Genomic DNA, 21,572 nt, shown 5'->3' with positions numbered 1-21,572 from the left:
GTTAGCAATGTATAAGAAAGTTGATGCGAATCTGAATTTCGTAGACAGAGAAAAACAGATTGAAAAGTTCTGGAATGACAACGACATCTTTAAAAAGAGCATGGAACACCGCAAGGAAGGAGAGACGTACACCTTTTATGACGGACCGCCAACTGCAAACGGCAAACCGCACATCGGACATGTGGAGACCCGTACGATCAAAGATATGATCCCGAGATACCAGACCATGAAAGGAAAATTCGTTCCGCGTAAAGCCGGCTGGGATACACACGGACTCCCGGTAGAACTTGAGGTAGAAAAACTCCTTGGTTTAAATGGAAAAGAGCAGATCGAAGAATACGGTATGGAGCCTTTCATCAAAAAATGTAAGGAATCCGTATGGAAATACAAAGGTATGTGGGAAGATTTCTCAAAGACCGTTGGTTTCTGGGCTGATATGGACAATCCGTACGTTACCTATGACGACAATTTCATTGAGTCCGAATGGTGGGCATTAAAAGAAATCTGGAATAAAAACCTTTTATATAAAGGATTCAAGATCGTTCCTTACTGCCCGCGCTGTGGTACACCGTTATCTTCCCAGGAAGTTGCGCAGGGATATAAGACGGTCAAAGAGCGCTCTGCAGTTGCACGTTTTAAAGTAATCGGAGAGGATGCATACTTCCTTGCATGGACAACAACTCCTTGGACACTGCCGTCTAACGTCGCACTCTGTGTGAACCCGGAAGAGACTTACTGCAAAGTAAAAGCGGTTGACGGATATACCTATTATATGGCGGAAGCACTGCTTGACACGGTTCTTGGCAAACTGCTTGATAAGGATGCAGCAGAGGGAACAAAGGCATATGAGGTATTAGAGACTTACAAGGGAAGCGATTTAGAGTACAAAGAGTATGAGCCTTTATTTGACTGTGCAAAAGAGATCATCGAAAAACAGCACAAAAAAGCGCATTACATCGTATGTGATACCTATGTAACCATGACAGATGGTACCGGTATCGTTCATATCGCACCTGCATTCGGTGAAGATGATGCCGCTGTCGGAAGAAAATATGACCTTCCATTTGTACAGCTTGTAGATGGAAAAGGTGAGCTTACAAAAGAAACACCATATGCCGGTATTTTTGTAAAGAAAGCCGATCCTATGGTATTAAAAGATCTCGATGAAAAAGGATTATTATTTGATGCGCCGAAGTTTGAACATGAATATCCACACTGCTGGAGATGCGACACACCACTGATCTACTACGCAAGAGAATCCTGGTTCATCAAGATGACTGCAGTCAAAGATGACCTGATCCGCAACAATAACACCGTAAACTGGATTCCGGAGTCCATTGGAAAAGGACGTTTTGGTGACTGGCTTGAGAATATCCAGGACTGGGGTATTTCCCGTAACCGTTACTGGGGAACACCACTTCCGGTATGGGAGTGTGAGTGTGGTCATCAGGAGTGTATCGGAAGCCGCGCAGAACTCGCGGAGAGAAGCGGTAATCCAAATGATGCCAAAGTAGAACTTCATCGTCCGTATATCGATGCGGTTACATTCAAATGTCCGGATTGTGGAAAAGAAATGCATCGTGTACCGGAAGTAATCGACTGCTGGTTCGATTCCGGAGCAATGCCATTTGCACAGCATCACTATCCATTTGAGAACAAAGATGTATTTGAAAAACAGTTCCCGGCGAAGTTTATCTCTGAGGCAGTTGACCAGACAAGAGGATGGTTCTACTCCCTGATGGCAGAATCTACACTGTTATTTAACAAAGCGCCTTACGAGAACGTTATCGTTCTTGGCCATGTACAGGATGAGAACGGACAGAAGATGAGTAAGTCCAAAGGAAATGCAGTAGATCCGTTTGATGCATTAGAGACTTATGGCGCAGATGCGATCCGCTGGTATTTCTATACAAGCAGTGCACCGTGGATCCCGAAACGTTTCAGCGGTAAGCTGGTACAGGAAGGACAGCGCAAATTCATGGGTACTCTGTGGAATACTTATGCATTTTTTGTACTGTATGCAAATATTGACCAGTTTGATGCGACGAAATATACTTTAGATTATGAGAAATTATCCGTTATGGATAAATGGCTGTTATCCAAACTGAATTCTGCGATCAAAGGAACAGATGAGAACCTTGCAAATTACCGCATCCCGGAGGCAGCAAAGGTACTCGATGAGTTCGTGGATGACATGAGTAACTGGTATGTCAGAAGAAGCCGTGACCGTTTCTGGGCAAAGGGCATGGAGCAGGATAAGATCAATGCTTACATGACACTTTATACTGCACTTGTTGAGATCTGTAAGGCAGCAGCTCCTATGATCCCATTCATGACAGAGGAGATCTATCAGAATCTGGTGCGTTCCATCAATACAGAGGCACCGGAGAGTATCCATCTGTGCGATTTCCCGGCAGTCAATGAAAGCTGGATCGACAAAGATTTAGAGAAAAATATGGATGAGGTCTTAAAGATCGTTGTTATGGGTCGTGCGTGCCGTAACTCTGCAAATATCAAGAATCGTCAGCCAATCGGAAATATGTATGTCAAAGCACCGAATGTACTGCCAGAATATTTTGTGGAGATCATCGAGGATGAGTTAAATGTGAAGAAAGTAAACTTCAAAGAGGATGTCAGTGCATATACAAGCTATACTTTCAAACCACAGCTTCGTACTGTCGGACCGAAATATGGCAAGTTCTTAGGACAGATCCAGAAAGCACTTGCAGAGTTAGACGGAAATAAGGCAATGGCAGAATTAAAGGCAAACGGCGTGCTTGCGCTGCCTTCTGTCAGTGATGATGTAAAACTTTCCGAGGAAGACCTTCTGATCACGATGACACAGATGGAAGGTTATGTGACGGAAGGAGATAATACGGTAACAGTTGTGCTTGATACGAACCTGACACTTGAACTGGTAGAGGAAGGATTTGTCCGTGAGCTGATCAGCAAGATCCAGACCATGCGTAAGGAAGCTGGATTTGAGGTTATGGATAAAATTTCCATTTACTATCATGCAGATGAAAAAGTAGCCGACATCTTTAATAAGTACGAAAATGACATCATGGGTGATGTTTTAGGTACTGAAGTTGTAGCAGAAGCTGATTCTTTTGACTCCGGAGAAAACGGAATTTACTGCAAGGAATGGAACATCAATGGGGAAAAAGTATTGCTTGGAGTCAAAAAAGGAGAAAACTAGATGAAGGAAAATGTTTTCAACAAAGAAGCGTTTATTGAGGATGTAAAAGAAAATGTAAAGAATCTTTACCGCAAAACGTTAGATGAGGCGTCACAGCAGGAGATTTTTCAGGCAGTTTCCTACACGGTAAAAGATGTCATTATTGATGACTGGCTTGCCACACAGAAAGCGTTTGACAAACAGGATCCAAAGATGGTTTACTACATGTCCATGGAGTTTTTAATGGGTCGTGCGCTTGGCAACAACATGATCAATTTAAAAATGTACAAAGAGGTCAAAGAGGCACTTGAGGAGATCGGTCTGAACTTAGATGAGATCGAGGATCAGGAGCCGGATCCGGCACTTGGAAATGGCGGACTCGGACGTCTTGCAGCCTGCTTTATGGAGTCACTGGCAACACTTGGATACGCAGCTTACGGCTGCGGTATCCGTTACCGGTACGGAATGTTCAAACAGAAGATCAAAGACGGTTTTCAGGTGGAAGTGCCGGATAACTGGTTAAAGAATGGATATCCGTTTGAACTTCGCCGTCCGGAGTATTCCTATGAAGTTAAATTCGGCGGTTATGTCCGTGCAGAAGTGACAGAAGAGGGGAAAACACGTTTTATACAGGAAAATTACCAGTCTGTTTTAGCGGTACCGTATGATATGCCGATCGTAGGTTATGGCAATCATGTGGTAGATACCTTAATGATCTGGGATGCAGAGCCGATGGAGTGCTTTGAGTTAGACTCTTTTGATAAAGGTGATTACCACAAGGCAGTAGAGCAGGAAAATCTTGCCCGCAACTTAGTGGAAGTACTTTATCCGAATGATAATCATATCGCAGGAAAAGAGCTTCGTTTAAAACAGCAGTATTTCTTTGTATCTGCAAGTGTACAGCGTGCGCTGGCACGTTACAAAAAACATCATGATGATATCCACAAACTGCCGGAGAAAGTGACATTCCAGTTAAATGATACACATCCGACTGTTGCAGTGGCAGAACTTATGCGTATTTTACTTGACGAAGAAGGATTAAGCTGGGATGAGGCATGGGAGATCACAACAAAGACCTGTGCATACACCAACCACACGATCATGGCTGAGGCACTTGAAAAATGGCCGATCGAGATATTCTCAAGGCTGCTTCCGCGTATCTATCAGATCGTTGAGGAGATTAACCGCAGATTTATTTTACAGATCCAGGCGGAGTTCCCTGGCGATAACGGCAAGGTTGCACGCATGGCGATCGTTTATGATGGTCAGGTGAAGATGGCACATCTTGCAATCGCAGCAGGATATTCCGTAAACGGTGTGGCAAAACTCCACACAGAGATTTTAAAGAATGAGCAGCTTCATGATTTTTATGAGTTATTCCCGCAGAAGTTCAACAACAAGACAAACGGAATCACACAGCGCCGCTTCTTAATGCATGGTGATCCATTGCTTGCAGACTGGGTAAGTGAGCATATCGGAAATGACTGGATCACAAATCTTGCCCATATTGAAAAGCTGGCGATTTATGCAACTGATAAGAAAGCACAGCAGGAGTTCATGAATATCAAATACCAGAATAAACTGCGTCTTGCAAAATATATCAAAGAGCATAATGGTATCGAAGTAGATCCACGTTCTATCTTTGATGTGCAGGTAAAACGTCTGCATGAATACAAACGTCAGCTGCTCAACATTTTGCATGTTATGTACCTGTACAATGAATTAAAAGAGCATCCGGATATGGATTTTTATCCGAGAACATTTATTTTTGGCGCAAAAGCAGCAGCAGGCTATAAGAATGCCAAACTTACAATCAAGCTGATCAACAATGTTGCAGATGTCATCAACAATGACAGAAGCATTAATGGCAAGATCAAAGTTGTATTTATTGAAGACTACCGTGTATCGATCGCAGAGTGGATCTTTGCGGCAGCAGATGTCAGTGAGCAGATTTCTACAGCCAGCAAAGAGGCATCCGGAACCGGTAACATGAAATTCATGTTAAACGGTGCGCTGACGCTCGGAACGATGGATGGTGCCAATGTTGAGATCGTAGAGGAAGTCGGCAAAGAAAATGCCTTTATTTTCGGTATGAGTTCCGATGAAGTCATTGCGCATGAAAGAAACCGTGACTATGATCCAATGCAGATCTTCAACAGTGATCAGGATATCCGTAAGGTACTGATGCAGCTCATCAATGGATTTTATTCACCGAATGATCCTGAGTTATTCCGTGACCTGTACAATTCACTGCTCAATACACAGTGTACACAGTTTGCAGATACCTATTTCATCTTAAAGGATTTCCGTTCCTATGCAGATGCACAGAAACGCGTCATGGAAGCATACAAAGATGAAGAAGGTTGGGCAAAGAGTGCAATCTTAAATATCGCACATGCCGGTAAATTCTCATCTGACCGTACGATCCAGGAATATGTAGATGATATCTGGCACTTAGACAAAATTACCGTAGAGGTATAAGAAAATCGTATAAGATAGCAGACTGCCTGTTTTAACAGGCAGATCTGTGCACAGAAAAAGAAACCCGGCTTTGGAGTCATGTACCTTAAAGCCGGGTTTTTACATAATAATGTTTTTTTTAATATCTTAGTTTAAAATCTTAATACTTCCTAAAAGTGGAAGCTCTTTGTCACCGGCGCAGAATGCAATCAGCCAGCCGATAAGCGTGATGTAGGAAACGATTCCTGTTGTTTTCTTGTCCATAAGTGAACCTCCTCGAAAATTTAATAACATTCGTATTCTAACACTCCTGTCAGCAAAATGCAAAAAAATATCTCCCTTTTTACAAAAGTGTGTCTGATGCATACTAACTCATAATTATACGAAACACCACACTTTTATTCATTTTCTATTCATTTCCGGCTAATGGGTATTCATTTTTACTCTAAGTTATCATGCAATTTATTAGAATGGAATTTTTGAAAGAGCCAGCACCTTGAATGGGCTGACTCTTTCAATGTCACTTGTAATTGACAAACTGGAATTTATATAATTATTCCTCTAACTTTCCCTATTTTACAGGCTTTCCCGCCTGTTCATTAGTGAAATGATATGTAGTTTCCCTTATTTTTGCCCTTATGAGATAATCACAAGGGAAATAAGGGAAATTTTTTAGTCATTGCCTACCACTTTATCAAGAAGCCGAACCGATTTTCGTTTCGCATCTCTTGTGGAGTGAGCATAGACGTTCATTGTGGTACTGACATCTGAGTGTCCTAACAATTCCTGCACATCTTTTGGGGCAGCTCCATTTGCTAAAAGGTTGCTTGTATAGGTGTGACGTAACTGGTGGAAATGAAAGCCTTCAAATCCCTCTAATGTTTTTGCTACCTTTCTGCATACCGTTCCCAAAGTAGTCGGAAGTTCCAGACAGCCATCAGGTCTTAAGCAGACGAAAGAAATTTCTTTATAATCTGCCGGGACTTCCTCTGTTCTGTCTAAGCAATAATACTCGTAGTACACTCTGTTTTTCTCTTTGACCTCTTTGTAGTAGTTCGTGTGATAAAGTTCTCCGTACTGCATTCGATTCTTTAACTGCTCTTTCCGGGCATTACGGAAAATCTCTACCAGCGTATCTCCAAAATCAACAATCCTCACTTTTTTCCGCTTGGTTGGTCCGATGATATATTTGCGCTTTGAGCCATCATATCGGATGCTGCGTCTTATGGTAAGGCATTGTTCTTCCAGATTTACGTCCTGCCACGCCAAACCGCAGGCTTCTCCAATACGAAGCCCGGCATAATAGGCTATCTGGATTGGAAGTATTGCGGCTGGGTTCTTTTTTTGAAGATACGTAAGCAGTCTTTCATAATCTTCTCGTGAAATTGGTTGGATATTTCCGTCCATGTCCTCATCCGAAAACAAATCAACTTCGTCCGTCTGATACCGCAGTTTAATATACTGCATAGGATTGAACGTAATATACTGTTTTGGAAATACTGCAAAGCGGAATGATTGCTGCATGACTGCGGAAAAAGAATGGATGTAGTCTTTGCTGTAACCCTTTTTCTCTTTTCCATCGGGATGAACTCCCCCGAAGGAAAGCAAATCAAAGAAGGATTGCAAATGCTCAGAGGTTACATTTTTTAATTTCCGTTCTGCCAGCGGATGTTTCTTAATATTTCGGATTGTTCCGAGGTAATTCTCCACCGTACCATTGCTGAGCGTACCTGTTTTTAATTCCTCCTCTGCCCACACATCCAGAAGTTGTCCGACTGTGAGATTTTCCGCTTTGGCAACAAATTTCTTTTTCTCATAATCATCCATTGCCTGACGGAGCAGTTTTTCAGTTTCACTTTTGCTTTCTGTTCCAACGCATTCTTTCTGAACAAGATTGCCGCTTGCGTCCTCTACATAGAAGCGGTAGTACCATTTCTTTCCTTTTTTTCTTACAGATCCTTTTGCCATAATCGTATGTCTCCTTTCGATATTAGACAATCGGAACTGATGAAATGCTTCGTGCGTGTAAGTATATCATAACTCCGGTTGTCTTACTATACCGATTCGGAATCTTCGTATAAGACTTCTGATAAAAGATTTGCAAGCCTTTGTTCTGCTGTTTTTGGTTTCTTGGAATAGAGCCTTACAACGTCTGCCATCTCATTAAGAGCATTGATGGTAGGAGTGATTTCCCTTAAGAACATAATCTCATTATATTCCTCATTCGATTCAAACCCTATTGTTTTGGCAATATCCGTCTGACCATCATTCCCCTTGAAGTTTTTGCAGGCGAACTGGAAGGAATCCAAAAACAGACCATATTGTTTTAACATCAGCAGTAATAAATCTTTTGAAAAAGCATCTTCTTCTTTGGTAAGGGCAAGCGGTAACTGTTCCAGAATATCTCCCATCGCATCACGAATCTGTAACTCTCTCTTATCCGTAATGTCGGTTTCATATTCGTCTGTTTCCCCTTTGAGCCATTCCACAGATACATGGAGTGCTTCCGAAAGACCTTCCAGCACCATTTTTTTCGTATTGTCAATCGAACCATTCTCATAACGCAGGATTGTAGAAGCGGTAACTCCCATCTTTTCTGCGACATAAGGCTGTGTCAGATTCAATTCCAGACGGCGCTGTTTTATTCTGCTGCCTATCAGCTTGCGTAGTTCTTTATCTTTCATGCTGACTGCCTCCTTTTTCGGTATGTATGAATTATAGCATTGTTTCTCTAAAATTGCAATATGCAATATAAAAATTGTTTTTAATATTTCGTAACGCTTGACAAAAAGATTTGGAAGGGATATACTTACATCACAAGAATTGCATAATGCAATTTACAGGGAGGTGATTATATGACGCAAAGAAAAATTGCATTATCCATCGAAGAAGCTGCCGACTATACGGGAATCGGCAGAAACACCTTAAGACAGCTTGTAGAATGGAAGAAACTTCCGGTATTAAAGGTTGGTCGTAAAGTCCTGATTAAAACCGATATTCTGGAAATGTTTATGGAAGCGAATGAAGGTCGTGATTTGAGGGATAGAGGAAATGTAAAAGCCGTAACAAGAACTGCGGCAAATTAAAAAGGCGGCTTCCAAAGAAACCGCCAAAGGTTCTATCAGACCGAAGCCATGATATACCTACACGCAAGAAGATTATACCATGTGCTTCTTCTGATACGCAACCGAGAACTTATGTTTGCAAAAGAAAGGGGAATGTAATAATGGCAAAATCAACAAAAAGTTATGAAGAACGAATGCTTGAAATGGAAAAGAAGGAACAGGAAAGCCTTGAAAAAGCAAAACGATATGCAGCACAGAAGAAAGAACTTCTAAAACGAAAGAAAGCCGAAGAAAGAAAAAAACGAACCCATAGGCTCTGTCAGGTTGGCGGTGCGGTGGAATCCGTTCTTGGTGCGCCTATTGAGGAGGAAGACATCCCAAAGCTGATTGGTTTTCTGAAAAAGCAGGAAGCCAATGGGAAATTTTTCTCAAAGGCAATGCAGAAAGAAACAAATACTGATATGGAGGAAGTGTAATGGCGGAGGGGATGAGTTTTTCATTCCCTTCATTGCTTTTTCATGAAGGGCGCACTTATGGACAACCAGAGGTCGTCCCAATAAGTTTGCCACAAGTGGCAACCGGTCTGCGCTCACGCTTGCCGGGCTCGTTCCGTCGGCGGGGCTTTCAGCCAGACCTGCTCATGCCGCAGGAGGCACTCTTCGCCAGAGAGGCGCATTCCATGCAGGCTGCTATGCGCAGGGCACTCTTACGCAGAGGGCGTTCCGGCAATGCTGCTTTTTCTAAAACTGAAAGCAATGTTGCCGGAAATCTATGCCGGATACGTCAGAAAGGAGGAATCCAGACATGGCGATTTTTCATTACACAATCAAAATAGTCGGACGAAGTAAAGGGAAATCTGTTATCTCCGCTTCCGCATATCTCAATGGGGATGTGATGAAAAACGAGGAAACCGGGAGAATCAGTTATTACACTTCTAAAAAAGAAGTGGTCTACACCAGTCTGATGATGTGTGAAAACGCACCTCCTGAATGGCAGATAGTACCAGAAGAAAATATAAAACGCTTTCAAAAATCTGTCCGCTACAAAAGGTCAGAAGATAAAGAAGCTGCTTTAGAAAAATTCAAAATCACATTTCAGAAACAAAGATTATGGAATGAGGTATTGAAGATTGAAAAAAGTGCGGATGCCCAACTTGGCAGGTCATTTGAATTTGCCCTCCCAAAAGAATGGAGCAGACAGGAACAGATTCAATATACATCCGACTATATCCAAAAAACATTTGTGGATAAGGGAATGTGTGCTGATTGGAGTATCCACGACAAAGGGGATGGCAACCCCCATGTCCACCTGCTTCTGACGATGCGACCTTTTAACCCGGACCATTCTTGGGGAAAGAAAGAAGTCAAGGATTGGGATTTTGTCAGAGATAAAAGCGGAAATATCGTGATTGACGAATCCCACCCGGACTGGTGGCAGGATAAGAAAAACCCTGACCGTCATGGAATCCGTATCCCTGTATTAGACGAAAACGGAATCCAGAAGATTGGTGCAAGAAACCGCCTGCAATGGAAACGGGTGCTGACCGATGCTACTGGATGGAACAATCCCAAAAATTGTGAGCTGTGGCGGAGTGAGTGGGCAAAGGTGTGTAATGAACATCTTCCTTTGCATAATCAGGTTGATCACCGTTCTTATGAAAAACAGGGAAAACTCCAGATTCCTACCATCCATGAAGGTGCTGACGCAAGAAAGATTGAACAAAAATTTCTTGCCGGGCAGGAAATAAAAGGTTCGTGGAAAGTAGCGGAAAATCAAATCATAAAACAGCAAAACACGTTATTGCAAAAGATACTGGACACCTTTGGAAAAGTATCAGGTGCATTATCATTATGGAAGGAGCGATTAAATGACATTAGAAGAAAGCCGGGAAATTATACCCTTAATGGAATCCATGATTGGGCAAATCGAAGAACAGCAGACCTTAATGGCAGAAATGATTCTGGAAATGCAGAATCGGGACACCCAACTCTCTCTTATGCAGGAACAGAATCAGAAATTGCAAAAATTAAACAGCGAGTTATCCGAGCTGCTCAACATTTTGCCAAATACCGAGGAACTGCTTTCCAAGATGGAAGAACAGAAAACGAAGATAGAACTTTTGGAAAACGAAAATCAGCAATGGCAGAAATTGGTACAGAAGCTGAACAGCGAAAACAGTTTATTACTGAAACAGAACACCGAATTGCTGAACTGGAACAGCAGATAGAGAAAGGACGTGATATAGATGAACGAATCCAGAGAATCAAAGAACGCCGAACAGTTGGAAGAACTTCTCCTCTTGACCGAGGAGATACAAGAAGAACTGGAACAGAAAGACCAGCTTATCGTGGAACTAAAGACGCAGCTCAACGAATCTCTGACCTTGAACGAGAAATTAAACAAAGAGAACAGAGCCGGGAATATTCAAGCATTAAAGAACGACTTGAAGCTAGCAGACAGAGCATTGCGGAACGAGAAAGAGAAGCTGCGAAGCGCAAACGTCACGATAGGGGAATGTCAAGATAAAATACGATGCTTAACACAACAACGGGATTATGCCCGGACACATCAGAAAATCGTAGAGATACCGGTAGAAAAGCCGGTACCCTATGAAAAATGTGAAGCCTGTGACCGGACAGCCTATCAGAATGAAAAAGCGAAATACGAAACACAAAAAGAGCGACTTGCAGGACAGTATAAAGCAAAAACGGTAATGTTCCAAACAACCTTGTTCCTTCTTGCATGGTATTCGCTGACAACCACTCTTTTTCAGGCAGTACAGTCAGATGTGTTTCTTTCCGATTGCAAATCATTCTTCCATGATGCAGCGTCATTCATACAAACTTTTATCGGTTGGACGATTGAGGTCGGGCAATCTGTGGCACAGATTAGCACAAAAATTCCAAATCCTTTTATAGCCGGAATGGTATATTGGATATTGCTAATATTGATTGTAGGAATATGTGTGGCAGGAACAGGGATACTGGCGATACTGATAGAAATAAAGGTTATAGAATTATATAGGGAAAAGTGTTGGGATGTCATTACTCTACTGATGATACTGACAAGTGCTGCTGTCATCATTTATTTTGGAGAAGCAATCAAAAAAGCACTGTCAGTAAATCTTCTATTGCTTTTTGTACTTTTGCAGGGCGCATATGTTGGACTTAGGTGTTATTTAGAATCGTACCTTGAGAAAAGAAACTATTAAGCATTTTTTACAAAGCTATGTACAAAATCATTCTAAAATTCCCATTCAATAATACGATTGAGAAAACCTCTCTGATACAGTATAATAAAGTGTTAGGGAGGTATCTCTATGAAGGAAAAAATACTAATCATTGAAGATGATTTTACGATACAAACACAGCTTAAAACTCTTTTGTATGGGAATGGATATGAAGTATTTGCAGTTACGGATTTTTCCCAAACAATAGAGCAGTTAAAAGAAGCTGCACCACATCTGGTTATTCTGGATATAAAACTTCCGGGGAATAACGGTTTTGAAATATGTTCTCAAATTCGCACTTTTTCAGATATTCCGATTGTATTTGTAACAAGCAGCAATACAGATATGGACGAACTAAACAGCATTATGCTGGGTGGAGATGCGTTTATCACAAAGCCTTATAATCCTGCTATTCTTCTTGCTAAAATTGCTGCATTGTTAAAGAAAGCCTACCGTTCCTCTCAAACAGAAATTTATATGTGGAAAGAAGCTACCCTGCATTTGGAGAGTAGCATGATAGAGTACAAAGGACAGAAAGCAGAATTGACAAAGAATGAATTGAAAATCCTCTACTACCTTTTTAAGAACGCTGGAAAAATCTGTTCCAGAAATGATATTGTGGATTTTCTTTGGGATAATCAGCTTTATGTTGATGATAATGCCCTAAGTGTCAATATTACCCGTATTCGTGACAAACTGGCAACAATCGGACTTGTAGATTTCATTAAAACAAAACACAGGCAAGGATATACATTATGAATGGAAAACAATATTTGAAAAATCAACTCCCCGTTATTTTAATCAATCTGCTGGGTATGCTTGCCTTTGCCTTGTTCCTGATTGCAAGCGATAATCCTATCCAAACAGTCCTGTTTATTCTTGCGGTCTGGTCGATTGTCCTTGTTTTATCTTTGCTGACTTTTTATTTCTCACGAAAAAAGTATCTGAATAAATTGCTCAATATGACGGAGCAATTAGAAGAACGATATTTATTGCCGGAAATCATGCAAGTGCCGGAAAGGGCTGATGAACAGGTTTTTTACCAGATTATGAAAATGGCTGAAAAATCCATGTTGGAACGGATTGGCGAAGTACAGAGGGAACGCAGGGAATATAAAGAATACATTGAACAATGGATACACGAAGTAAAAACACCAATTACAGCTATGAAGCTGCTGTGTGAGAATAACCGTTCTCCCTTTTCCAGAGAGGTATTGGCAGAGTTAGAGAATATCAATCAATATACAGAACAGGCACTTTACTATGCCAGAAGTGAACACGCTGAAAAAGACTATTCTGTCCGTGAAGTCAATTTATGCGATGTTGTGAATAGTGCAATCGCAGATAATAAGTATCTTTTGCGTCAAAGTAATATGTCAATTCAGATAGACGATATAGAAACAATGGTTTACACTGATGAAAAATGGGTGCGGTTCATCTTAAATCAGATTATCGGTAATGCAATCAAATACCATGCAGAGCAGCCTATTTTGCACTTTGGGGCAACAAAAACGAATGACAAGATTGTGCTATCTATCAGCGATAATGGGATAGGTATTCCTAAAAGTGATTTACCCCGTATTTTTGAAAAAGGATTTACAGGTCAGAATGGGCGAACCGGGAAAAATTCTACTGGAATTGGCTTATATCTTTGCAAGCGTCTATGTGATAAACTGGGAATAGGACTTACTGCTTATTCCGAAAACAGAGGAACAACGATTTCACTTATCTTTCAAATGAATGATTTTATTATCGGAGTGCAGGGCTGACAGGTTCTGCACTTCTTACATTTTTGTAAGAACTGTGTAAGAAAACTTGATACAAAAAATGAGATACTCCATTTACAATATGGGTATGGAACAGTTAAGGAGGTTTATCCGATGAATACAATTTTGAAGCTGGAGCATATCCAGAAATATTATGGCAATGAGGGGAATATTACCAAAGCCATTAAAGATATTAGTTTTTCTGTGGAAGCCGGAGAATTTCTCGGAATTATGGGTGCGTCCGGTTCTGGAAAGACAACGCTGCTAAACTGTATTTCTACGATTGATACCGTAAGTGCAGGGCATATTTTTTTAGAGGGAACAGATATAACGGAAATCAAACCAAAATTCCTTGCCCGCTTTCGCAGAGAGAATTTAGGTTTTGTATTTCAAGACTTCAATTTGCTGGATACATTGACAATTTCAGAAAACATTGCACTGGCATTAGCAATCAATAAAGTCCCTGCAGGGATTGTAGAACCCCGCATTTTGGATATAGCCGGAAAGCTGAATATCAGCGATATTCTAAACAAATATCCTTATCAGGTATCGGGCGGTCAAAAACAGCGTTGTGCCTGTGCAAGAGCAATTATCAACAATCCGAAACTCTTATTGGCAGATGAACCGACAGGAGCATTAGACAGCCATTCCTCACAAATGCTGCTGTCTACCATTCAAAGTATCAATGAACAGCTTAGGGCGACAATTCTTATGGTAACTCATGACGCTTTTACCGCCAGCTATGCCAACCGTATTCTTTTTTTGAAAGACGGAGAAATCTTTATGGAACTGCGCAAGGGCAACGACAGCAGAAGTGCTTTTTTTGATAAAATTCTGAATGTCCTTACCATGATTGGAGGGGGACAGAGCCATGTATGCTAAACTTGTTTTCAGAAATGCAAAACGGTCTGTAAAAGACTATCTGGTCTACATTGTCACAATGACAATCTGTGTTACCTTGTTTTATGCGTTCTTGTCTATTTCCAGTAGTTATTATAGCCCGGATATAGGCAGCGAGTATGATTTTACTCTGTTAAGTGACGGAATGAAAATTGCAATCTGCATGATAACATTGCTGTTGTTATTTTTGATACGGTTCGTCAATCATTATATGCTAAGACGGAAGCAAAAAGAGTTTGCTGTCCAGTCCATTATGGGAATGGAACAAAAAACTATTGGCAGGATTTTCTTTGCAGAAACACTGATTATGGGTATGTTTTCCATTTTGATTGGTATTTTTTGCGGTGTATTTTGTTCTCAATTCATTACCGCAATGCTCCTTACTGCTTATGGAAAGCCTTATGAAATCTCATGGACATTATTCCCGGATACCGTTTTGTTGACAGTGGTATTTTTTGTGGCAAGTTTTTTTGTGGTAGGAATTTTCAATACCCGTACCATTCAGAAAACAAAAATTATTGATATGCTTTCCGCAGAGAAAGAGAACGAACCAGAGCTAAAAAAGAGCCGCTTCATTTCTGTTGTAGTAGTCCTCTTTGAAGTATTTACCGTATGGGGATTGATTGCAGGAATACAAAAGGTCTGGTTTTATTATGACACCCGCTTTGCGTTTCCGGTGCAGCTTATGTTTTGGGGAAATATTCTTTTTCCGCTGCTTACTTTGCTGTGGTCGATATTTTGCATAATCAGAAAGAAAAAAAGAGAATGTTTCATTGCTGGTTTGCTGATATGTTCTGTATTGAATGCTTTTACAGCAGCCAGCGTTGCAGCATTAACAAATAAATATTATCTGCCTTTAGGTGGTGGAACGCTCAATCAATATCTGCTTTTTGTTGTGATTGACTTACTTTTCTTCATTTGTGCCTTCATTTATCTTACCAGTGGTTTGATTGTAGCATGGAAAGAAAAATCGCCAGAACACCGATACCATGAGGAAGCACTTTTCTTTTTCGGACAGATTACCTCAAAGCTGAATACGACCAGCAAGACTATGGCAGTCATTTGTATCACTTTGGTATTAGCAATTTTCATGTTCGTTGCAGCCCCTATTTTGACGGGCTGGTCGTCTGGTTATTTGGATATACGCTCTATGTATGATGTGCAGGTATATTCGAGATACAATGATGTTTATGAAGAAGAAAATCTGCCACAGGACAGTTATGAAATCATTACTGATTTTCTGGCAGAACATAAAATAGATACAGACTATGATTGCACTTTCAATCTATATCTGCCAGAGAAAGACGATTTTCACAACAGACAGAAATATGATTTTCCGATTGTGGCAATTTCTTTAAGTGATTATAACACCATAAGGAAAATGTTGGGTTATGAACAGATTTCTCTGGGGGAAGATGAATTTACGACACAATGGGCGGCAATCGCCACCGAGGAAGAACGGGATAGCTTTTTGAAAGAGCATACCAGTATTTTGACAGACGCAGGAGAATTGACTCTTTCCGAGCAGTCCTATTATGAGGAAGCAATCGGAGAAACAGCGTACAATTCCTATACAGATATACTCTATGTACTTCCAGACAGTATTTGTGAAAAGCTGTTGCCGGTAATAAAAAACCGCTATATCACAACAGAAGAAAACATCTCCTATGAAAATGCAAGGGAACTGGAAAAATTTTTTACAGAGGAATACCCAGAGCAAGCAGAAAGCGGTGTTATGTATGGAATACGGTTCAGTACATTACAGAGGAACAGTACAATAGCAAATAATTTTGTTTTACAGGCTGCAATGCTTTATGGTGCTGTTGTATTGATGATTATATGTCTTACCGTACTTTCCTTGCAACAACTCTTAGACGCAGGACAATATAAATATCGCTTCTCTGTACTCCGAAAATTGGGGGTGGAAGAAAAGCATATCGGAAAACTTATCTTGCAACAATTAAGTGTTTGGTTTGGGCTTCCAATTATCACAGCAATCATTGTAGCTGCTGTTGTAATAGCTTACTTTATCCAAACCATATCAGCAGAAATTTCAGCCTATATCGGGTTTGGTGCATTGATGTTACAAATAGGGGCAACAATGGGCATTTTGGCAATTTTATTGATTTGTTATTTCATAAGTACATGGATTATTTTTAGGCATTCTGTTAATCCATAGAAAATATGTAATTATTGCATTTCGCACATTCTTTAAAGAGGGATAGCACTCTTAATGAACACTATCCCTCTTTCACTTAATAAAATTCTAATGAATCTTCTGCATCCACCCACATCTGTAAATTGCCCTCAAGATATAATCTTGCATATTCCAAAGGCTCATCCACAGCTAATGAAGTAAGTGCACATTCTGATCCATATGTGGTTTTTAAATCTTTTTCAGCTTCCCAGCAGTCAATGCGAAGCATATATCCAGCACTTGTGTAAACATCAATACTATCGTGATTTATGTTGTATTCTGCATAAATTGTTCTCATCGTATCTTATCTCCATTTTCTTTTGATAATCAGTAATAGAGTTAAATATCGAAAACATTTCAATCAGTTCACCATGTCGTTATTGTTATATGTTATACTGTGTTATGAAATTTTCTTTCCCTTAATTTTTCCCATATTAAGGTTCATGAAAGCTAATGGGAGAATGTAACACAAGGGAAAGAGTAAGGGAAAGTACACTTGCTACAAACTTAGTATTTTCAAGGGTTTGCGAAGAATTTGATAATCAAATATAACAGTTATTAAATTTCCTAAAATATGTGAAATATCAACTGGAATTTTCAAATTAGTCTTTGCAAATAACCTTAGAATCTTCACCATCAATTACAATTCCCTGACGGTTGTTAATTGGGCATAGATTCAAATCCGAAAACTCAGTCATTATTTTCTCGGTAACTTTCTTAAATGGTGCTGTAAGATAATGCGGAAGAACATAGAAATCAATCAAATCAATCCCTGCATCATCTTCTTGTGAGTAGTCCTCCGGCTTTTCATCCATTTGCTCGATATATTGGATGCTTGGAGCGCATATAATTGCGCCTGCCGACTCGCCGATCATCAATTTTCCATTTGCCAATTCCTTTTTCAGCAGTCCATCAGTTCCCGTTTTACGGAGCTGGTCCATAAGAAAGAAAGAATTTCCGCCGGTAAAATATATCACATCTGCTTCTTCAAAAACAGACTGTATCGTTGAATAAGCCTCCGTTGAAATATCAATTTCAGTTACGATCGCTCCCAACTTTTTGAATAATTTTCGAGCCGAGCCGACATAACCGGTGTAGCCTTCACGCAGTGAAGCTGTTGGAATAAATGCGACTTTCTTATTTTCAATTTCTTCCTTTATCAGACTTCCTACACTTGAAAAGTGCGAACATAAAAATAATTTCATCAATATTCTCCTTTATAAATTTTGATTTGTATAACAGTAGTCTAACACACGTTGTTTAAAAATACTACAGCCAAGCCAATGTCTGTAATTTGCCCTAAAATTTCATTTTATGGAATTTGGACTACTTGATTTTCTAATTGCATACGCAATTCGTGAAATGTATCATTATACTGTTGATACATCAGACACACAAATGTAAATAGGGACAAAAATATAGAGAAAAAAAGAGAATTTTGCAAAAATAAGGAAAATATAAAGAGAATCTTTCAAAAATCTTTATTTTTTTCTGCGGGCGTTCTTTGCATTCGGAAGGTATGATAATACTCAAAGGAGGGTAAGAGCAGGAAGATATCAGTTGTGCCGGGAATAATACAGGATTTGTTTCATTTTGATAAGGTAAATGATATACTGATAGGAAGTGTGGCAAAAAGGAATATCTGCGGCACAGAAAGAAAAGGGGAGAAGTGTGAAAATCTTTCACACAGACAAAAATAATGGAACAGTACAATATTTTAATCGTAGAAGATGACAAAGAGATCCGTGATGGAATCGAGATATTTTTAAAAAGCCAGAATTATAACGTTTATAAGGCGGCAGATGGTATAGAAGGTTTAGAGATTATTGAGAGTAAGGAGATACATCTTGCGATCGTTGATATCATGATGCCGCGTATGGATGGGGTAACAATGACATTAAAACTCAGGGAACATCATGATTTTCCTGTAATTATGCTTTCGGCGAAATCAGAGGAGACAGATAAAGTGATCGGGCTGAACATCGGAGCGGACGATTATGTGACAAAACCATTTACGCCGTTAGAATTGATGGCGCGCGTCAATTCCCAGCTCCGGCGTTATACAAAGTTTAACAACAAAAGTCAGGAGAAAAAGGAAAATGACAGGATACATAGCATTGGCGGAATTGAGCTGAATGAAGATACGGTAGAAGTATTTGTGGATGGAAAACCGGTAAAAATGACACCGATTGAGTTTAAAATCTTAGCACTTCTGATGAAAAATCCGGGAAGAGTTTATTCGGCGGACGAGATTTACGAGCGTGTCTGGAATGAAAAAGCGATCAATACGGATACGATTATGGTGCATGTGAGAAATATCAGGGATAAGATCGAGATCAATCCGAGAGAACCAAAATATTTAAAGGTGGTGTGGGGCGTTGGATATAAAATGGAAAAACAGCCGTAAGGCGGGGATTGTGATAACAGCAGGGTTTCTTCTTGTTTTAGCAGTTATCAATTTTTTATGCTATCCGGGAATCAATCGCAGAAGCAAAGACTGGATGCAAAAGACAGAAGCAGCAAAAACAGGTGCAGACAGTGATATGCAGATTCGGACACAGTTTCTGAAAAATCTGTATGAGGGATTTTATCTGCTCGATCTGGAATATCAGAATCAGAAGAGTGAGACGGAGATGTCAGCAACAGATCTTTATATCGCATCTTATGCAAAAGCGGATGAAACCGACAGGTGGGAGTCACAGGAACAATTAGAGCAGGTAACCAATGATGAAGTATTGTCGGTGATGGATGAATGGAGCAGTCAGTTTGAAAAAATCCGTTCCCAGATTGATTATTGCGTCATGGAATCCGAAGATGGAAGTAAACTGAAAAATACAACGCAGAATTTAGAGAGCGTACTCGGTGGAGAGGAAAAGGATGTCAGTGAACAACTGGCACAATATTACAGCGAATTGTTTGCGGTAAAATTTAATGAAGTCGGGGCGATGGAAGTAATTCCTCTGCTGTCAGACAGGGAAAATAGCGGCGATCTTTTAGTAAAATCATTAGGGGCACAGGAACGCAGTGAACTGTTAAAAACTAATCTGGAAGAGTATTTTAATCCAACAGACATGCCCGTGCTCAAAGGACCGGAAAATATAGAGTTTGTGATCGGTATTTCCAAAGAGAAAGCATCTGAAAATATTCTTTATGATTCTGGCAGTGATGAGGAAGAAGATTATTTTGAAAAGCTGTCCGCCTATAAAATTAATGGGGCACTTCCATTGTATGGCGTATCGGTTGTAGCGGTGATCGCATTTATGTTTTTTATGACAGGGAAAAAAGCCGGAGGCAATATCTTAAATGATGGAAAGGTACATGCTTACGCGGCAGAACTTGGAGTCACAGGTGTGATCTGCGGACTGTGTCTGCAGAATTACTTTATGGAACTTATCTGGTCATATGGATTTGATTCATTTTCGGATGCGGCAGATGAACTGATGGGTGGACAGGTTTATGATGTTGTGATCAGCGTACTTACTGTAGTTGGAACTTTGTGGCTGATCTATGCAATGTGGTTTGCAGCCGCATATCTGCTGAGACCGGTATTTTCAGTCGGACTATGGGAATATGTTAAAAGATACAGTCTGGTCTATCAGATCTTCCCATGGATAAAAAAACAGTTTAAAAAGACAGGCAACCGGATCAGACAGTGGTGGAACACACTCTCCGGGGAGATCACACACATTGATTTCAGTGAGGAAACGACAAAACTGATCTTAAAAGTTGTCGTTATAAACTTTGCAGTGCTTGCAGCCTGTTCCTTGTTCTGGTTCTTTGGGATCGGTGCATTAGTTGTCTATTCGATCGTCCTGTTTTTTATTATAAAGAAACATTATGAGCAGATCAATAAAGATTATCATGCGATGTTAGATGCCATGCAGACGATCGCAGAAGGTAATCTTGATCAGGAGATTCAGGGGGATTTTGGCATATTTAATCCGTTCCGGGACGAACTTGCGCAGATCCAGACCGGTATGAAAAAAGCAGTGGAGGAAGAGGTAAAGAGCCAGCGTATGAAAACAGAACTGATCACAAATGTTTCACATGACTTAAAAACACCGCTCACTGCCATCACGACATACATTGAACTGCTGAAAAAAGAAGACATCACGGAGGAAGAAAGGCGTTCTTACATTGATACTTTAGAGCGTAAATCACTGCGCCTTAAGGTGCTGATCGAAGATCTTTTTGAAGTCAGCAAGGCAAACAGCAATAATATCGTACTTAATAAGATGGAACTTGACGTTGTAAACCTGATCAAACAGGTCAGCATTGAACATGTGGATAAGATGAAAGAGCGGGGACTCGAACTTAAGTGGAATGTGCCGGAAGAGAAAGTACTGTTAATGCTTGATAACCAGAAAACCTACCGCATTTTTGAAAATCTCTTTGTCAATGTGGTCAAATATGCAATGCAGGGCAGCAGGGTTTATTTAGAGGTGCGAAAGAAAGCATCCCTTGTGGAAATCATCTTAAAAAATATGTCTGCTGAGGAAATACATATCAGCGGTGATGAGATCACGGAACGATTTGTGCGTGGCGACAGTTCAAGAAACACAGAAGGTTCCGGACTTGGTCTTGCGATCGCAAAAAGTTTTACCGAAGCCCAGGACGGCGAATTCCACGTCGAGGTCGACGGGGATCTGTTCAAAGTTGTCATTTTGTTTTAGGGACGGGTGTGTTATAATACCGTTTAGAAAATGTAGATCTCTGCAAAACTCAACAAAATGTGGAGCTATTGCGAGAGACTGACAAATGAATAAGAAGGTGCTGG

Annotated in this window: 17 protein-coding genes; 13 read left to right on the top strand and 4 right to left on the bottom strand. The window is 40.4% G+C overall.

The genetic code is table 11. The annotated features are described in order from the left end of the window. Nucleotides 1–7: 7 nt before the first annotated feature. Both ileS and ACDD58_RS19330 read left to right on the top strand, forming a co-directional pair. Nucleotides 8–3,199 (top strand): isoleucine--tRNA ligase, encoded by a 3,192-nt coding sequence (gene ileS / locus ACDD58_RS19335; RefSeq protein WP_157350400.1) that lies wholly within the window; start codon nt 8–10, stop codon nt 3,197–3,199. Then, nucleotides 3,200–5,659 carry a glycogen/starch/alpha-glucan phosphorylase gene (locus ACDD58_RS19330; protein WP_117921076.1) on the top strand — a complete coding sequence of 820 codons (2,460 nt, stop codon included), beginning with the start codon at nt 3,200–3,202 and terminating at the stop codon, nt 5,657–5,659. Nucleotides 5,660–6,310: 651 nt separating this feature from the next. Here the strand turns inward: ACDD58_RS19330 and ACDD58_RS19325 are convergent. Beyond that, on the bottom strand, nt 6,311–7,606 hold the full coding sequence (locus ACDD58_RS19325; protein ID WP_016304811.1) for a tyrosine-type recombinase/integrase: 1,296 nt from the start codon (nt 7,604–7,606) through the stop codon (nt 6,311–6,313). Nucleotides 7,607–7,692: 86 nt separating this feature from the next. After that, on the bottom strand, nt 7,693–8,322 hold the full coding sequence (locus ACDD58_RS19320) for a helix-turn-helix domain-containing protein (protein ID WP_055158601.1): 630 nt from the start codon (nt 8,320–8,322) through the stop codon (nt 7,693–7,695). Between the two features lie 171 nt (nt 8,323–8,493). Here ACDD58_RS19320 and ACDD58_RS19315 point away from each other — a divergent pair, with 171 nt between their 5' ends. The 9 genes from ACDD58_RS19315 to ACDD58_RS19275 all read left to right on the top strand — a co-directional run bounded on the left by ACDD58_RS19315 (nt 8,494) and on the right by ACDD58_RS19275 (nt 16,777). Continuing rightward, the gene (locus tag ACDD58_RS19315; protein ID WP_004843519.1) at nt 8,494–8,724 is read left to right on the top strand and encodes a helix-turn-helix domain-containing protein; all 231 of its coding nucleotides are present in this window, start codon (nt 8,494–8,496) and stop codon (nt 8,722–8,724) included. Nucleotides 8,725–8,864: 140 nt separating this feature from the next. Then, nucleotides 8,865–9,179, top strand: a complete 315-nt coding sequence (locus ACDD58_RS19310; RefSeq protein WP_118017874.1) for a DUF3847 domain-containing protein — start codon at nt 8,865–8,867, stop codon at nt 9,177–9,179. Beyond that, nucleotides 9,179–9,538: a hypothetical protein gene (locus ACDD58_RS19305; RefSeq protein ID WP_015520150.1), complete on the top strand. Its 360-nt coding sequence runs from the start codon at nt 9,179–9,181 to the stop codon at nt 9,536–9,538. The genes ACDD58_RS19310 and ACDD58_RS19305 overlap by 1 nt, the downstream gene beginning before the upstream one ends. After that, entirely contained in the window at nt 9,508–11,229 is a 1,722-nt protein-coding gene (locus ACDD58_RS19300) for a MobA/MobL family protein (RefSeq protein ID WP_241070850.1), read from the top strand. The genes ACDD58_RS19305 and ACDD58_RS19300 overlap by 31 nt, the downstream gene beginning before the upstream one ends. Further along, nucleotides 11,168–11,914, top strand: coding sequence for a DUF6040 family protein (locus tag ACDD58_RS19295; RefSeq protein ID WP_055156250.1), 747 nt, complete (start codon nt 11,168–11,170; stop codon nt 11,912–11,914). Before ACDD58_RS19300 ends, ACDD58_RS19295 begins: the two co-directional genes overlap by 62 nt. A gap of 108 nt (nt 11,915–12,022) precedes the next feature. After that, nucleotides 12,023–12,691 carry a response regulator transcription factor gene (locus tag ACDD58_RS19290; protein ID WP_015520152.1) on the top strand — a complete coding sequence of 223 codons (669 nt, stop codon included), beginning with the start codon at nt 12,023–12,025 and terminating at the stop codon, nt 12,689–12,691. Next, on the top strand, nt 12,688–13,701 hold the full coding sequence (locus ACDD58_RS19285; protein WP_055156115.1) for a HAMP domain-containing sensor histidine kinase: 1,014 nt from the start codon (nt 12,688–12,690) through the stop codon (nt 13,699–13,701). Before ACDD58_RS19290 ends, ACDD58_RS19285 begins: the two co-directional genes overlap by 4 nt. Nucleotides 13,702–13,812: 111 nt before the next feature. Next, nucleotides 13,813–14,580: an ABC transporter ATP-binding protein gene (locus ACDD58_RS19280; protein ID WP_055156116.1), complete on the top strand. Its 768-nt coding sequence runs from the start codon at nt 13,813–13,815 to the stop codon at nt 14,578–14,580. Then, nucleotides 14,570–16,777 (top strand): FtsX-like permease family protein, encoded by a 2,208-nt coding sequence (locus tag ACDD58_RS19275; protein ID WP_055156117.1) that lies wholly within the window; start codon nt 14,570–14,572, stop codon nt 16,775–16,777. Before ACDD58_RS19280 ends, ACDD58_RS19275 begins: the two co-directional genes overlap by 11 nt. Nucleotides 16,778–16,853: 76 nt before the next feature. On the opposite strand, the gene ACDD58_RS19270 is transcribed toward ACDD58_RS19275, so the two are convergent. Beyond that, complete coding sequence (locus ACDD58_RS19270; protein WP_055156118.1) at nt 16,854–17,093, bottom strand: DUF6061 family protein; 240 nt, start codon at nt 17,091–17,093, stop codon at nt 16,854–16,856. Between the two features lie 304 nt (nt 17,094–17,397). Continuing rightward, nucleotides 17,398–18,000 carry a Type 1 glutamine amidotransferase-like domain-containing protein gene (locus tag ACDD58_RS19265; protein WP_007888235.1) on the bottom strand — a complete coding sequence of 201 codons (603 nt, stop codon included), beginning with the start codon at nt 17,998–18,000 and terminating at the stop codon, nt 17,398–17,400. A 494-nt stretch (nt 18,001–18,494) separates the two neighbouring features. Between ACDD58_RS19265 and ACDD58_RS19260 the strand changes: the two genes are divergently transcribed. Both ACDD58_RS19260 and ACDD58_RS19255 read left to right on the top strand, forming a co-directional pair. Next, entirely contained in the window at nt 18,495–19,202 is a 708-nt protein-coding gene (locus ACDD58_RS19260) for a response regulator transcription factor (RefSeq protein ID WP_117921078.1), read from the top strand. Continuing rightward, the gene (locus ACDD58_RS19255) at nt 19,174–21,468 is read left to right on the top strand and encodes a sensor histidine kinase KdpD (protein WP_117921079.1); all 2,295 of its coding nucleotides are present in this window, start codon (nt 19,174–19,176) and stop codon (nt 21,466–21,468) included. The genes ACDD58_RS19260 and ACDD58_RS19255 overlap by 29 nt, the downstream gene beginning before the upstream one ends. Nucleotides 21,469–21,572 lie beyond the last annotated feature (104 nt).

Origin of the sequence: Roseburia sp. (assembly GCF_041325975.1) — a bacterium.
GTDB lineage: Bacteria > Bacillota > Clostridia > Lachnospirales > Lachnospiraceae > Roseburia > Roseburia rectibacter.
The sequence above is the reverse complement of the archived record's forward strand: the minus strand, read 5'-3'. Positions and strand labels throughout refer to the sequence as shown.

Excerpts from the sequence above, each read along its gene's own strand:
- ACDD58_RS19290 (WP_015520152.1), top strand. The coding sequence starts at position 12,023 with ATGAAGGAAAAAATACTAATCATTGAAGATGATTTTACGATACAAACA.
- ACDD58_RS19260 (WP_117921078.1), top strand. The coding sequence starts at position 18,495 with ATGGAACAGTACAATATTTTAATCGTAGAAGATGACAAAGAGATCCGT.
- ACDD58_RS19280 (WP_055156116.1), top strand. The coding sequence starts at position 13,813 with ATGAATACAATTTTGAAGCTGGAGCATATCCAGAAATATTATGGCAAT.
- ACDD58_RS19305 (WP_015520150.1), top strand. The coding sequence starts at position 9,179 with ATGGCGGAGGGGATGAGTTTTTCATTCCCTTCATTGCTTTTTCATGAA.
- ACDD58_RS19325 (WP_016304811.1), bottom strand. The coding sequence starts at position 7,606 with ATGGCAAAAGGATCTGTAAGAAAAAAAGGAAAGAAATGGTACTACCGC.
- ACDD58_RS19315 (WP_004843519.1), top strand. The coding sequence starts at position 8,494 with ATGACGCAAAGAAAAATTGCATTATCCATCGAAGAAGCTGCCGACTAT.
- ileS (WP_157350400.1), top strand. The coding sequence starts at position 8 with ATGTATAAGAAAGTTGATGCGAATCTGAATTTCGTAGACAGAGAAAAA.
- ACDD58_RS19285 (WP_055156115.1), top strand. The coding sequence starts at position 12,688 with ATGAATGGAAAACAATATTTGAAAAATCAACTCCCCGTTATTTTAATC.
- ACDD58_RS19310 (WP_118017874.1), top strand. The coding sequence starts at position 8,865 with ATGGCAAAATCAACAAAAAGTTATGAAGAACGAATGCTTGAAATGGAA.
- ACDD58_RS19300 (WP_241070850.1), top strand. The coding sequence starts at position 9,508 with ATGGCGATTTTTCATTACACAATCAAAATAGTCGGACGAAGTAAAGGG.
- ACDD58_RS19320 (WP_055158601.1), bottom strand. The coding sequence starts at position 8,322 with ATGAAAGATAAAGAACTACGCAAGCTGATAGGCAGCAGAATAAAACAG.
- ACDD58_RS19275 (WP_055156117.1), top strand. The coding sequence starts at position 14,570 with ATGTATGCTAAACTTGTTTTCAGAAATGCAAAACGGTCTGTAAAAGAC.
- ACDD58_RS19270 (WP_055156118.1), bottom strand. The coding sequence starts at position 17,093 with ATGAGAACAATTTATGCAGAATACAACATAAATCACGATAGTATTGAT.
- ACDD58_RS19265 (WP_007888235.1), bottom strand. The coding sequence starts at position 18,000 with ATGAAATTATTTTTATGTTCGCACTTTTCAAGTGTAGGAAGTCTGATA.
- ACDD58_RS19330 (WP_117921076.1), top strand. The coding sequence starts at position 3,200 with ATGAAGGAAAATGTTTTCAACAAAGAAGCGTTTATTGAGGATGTAAAA.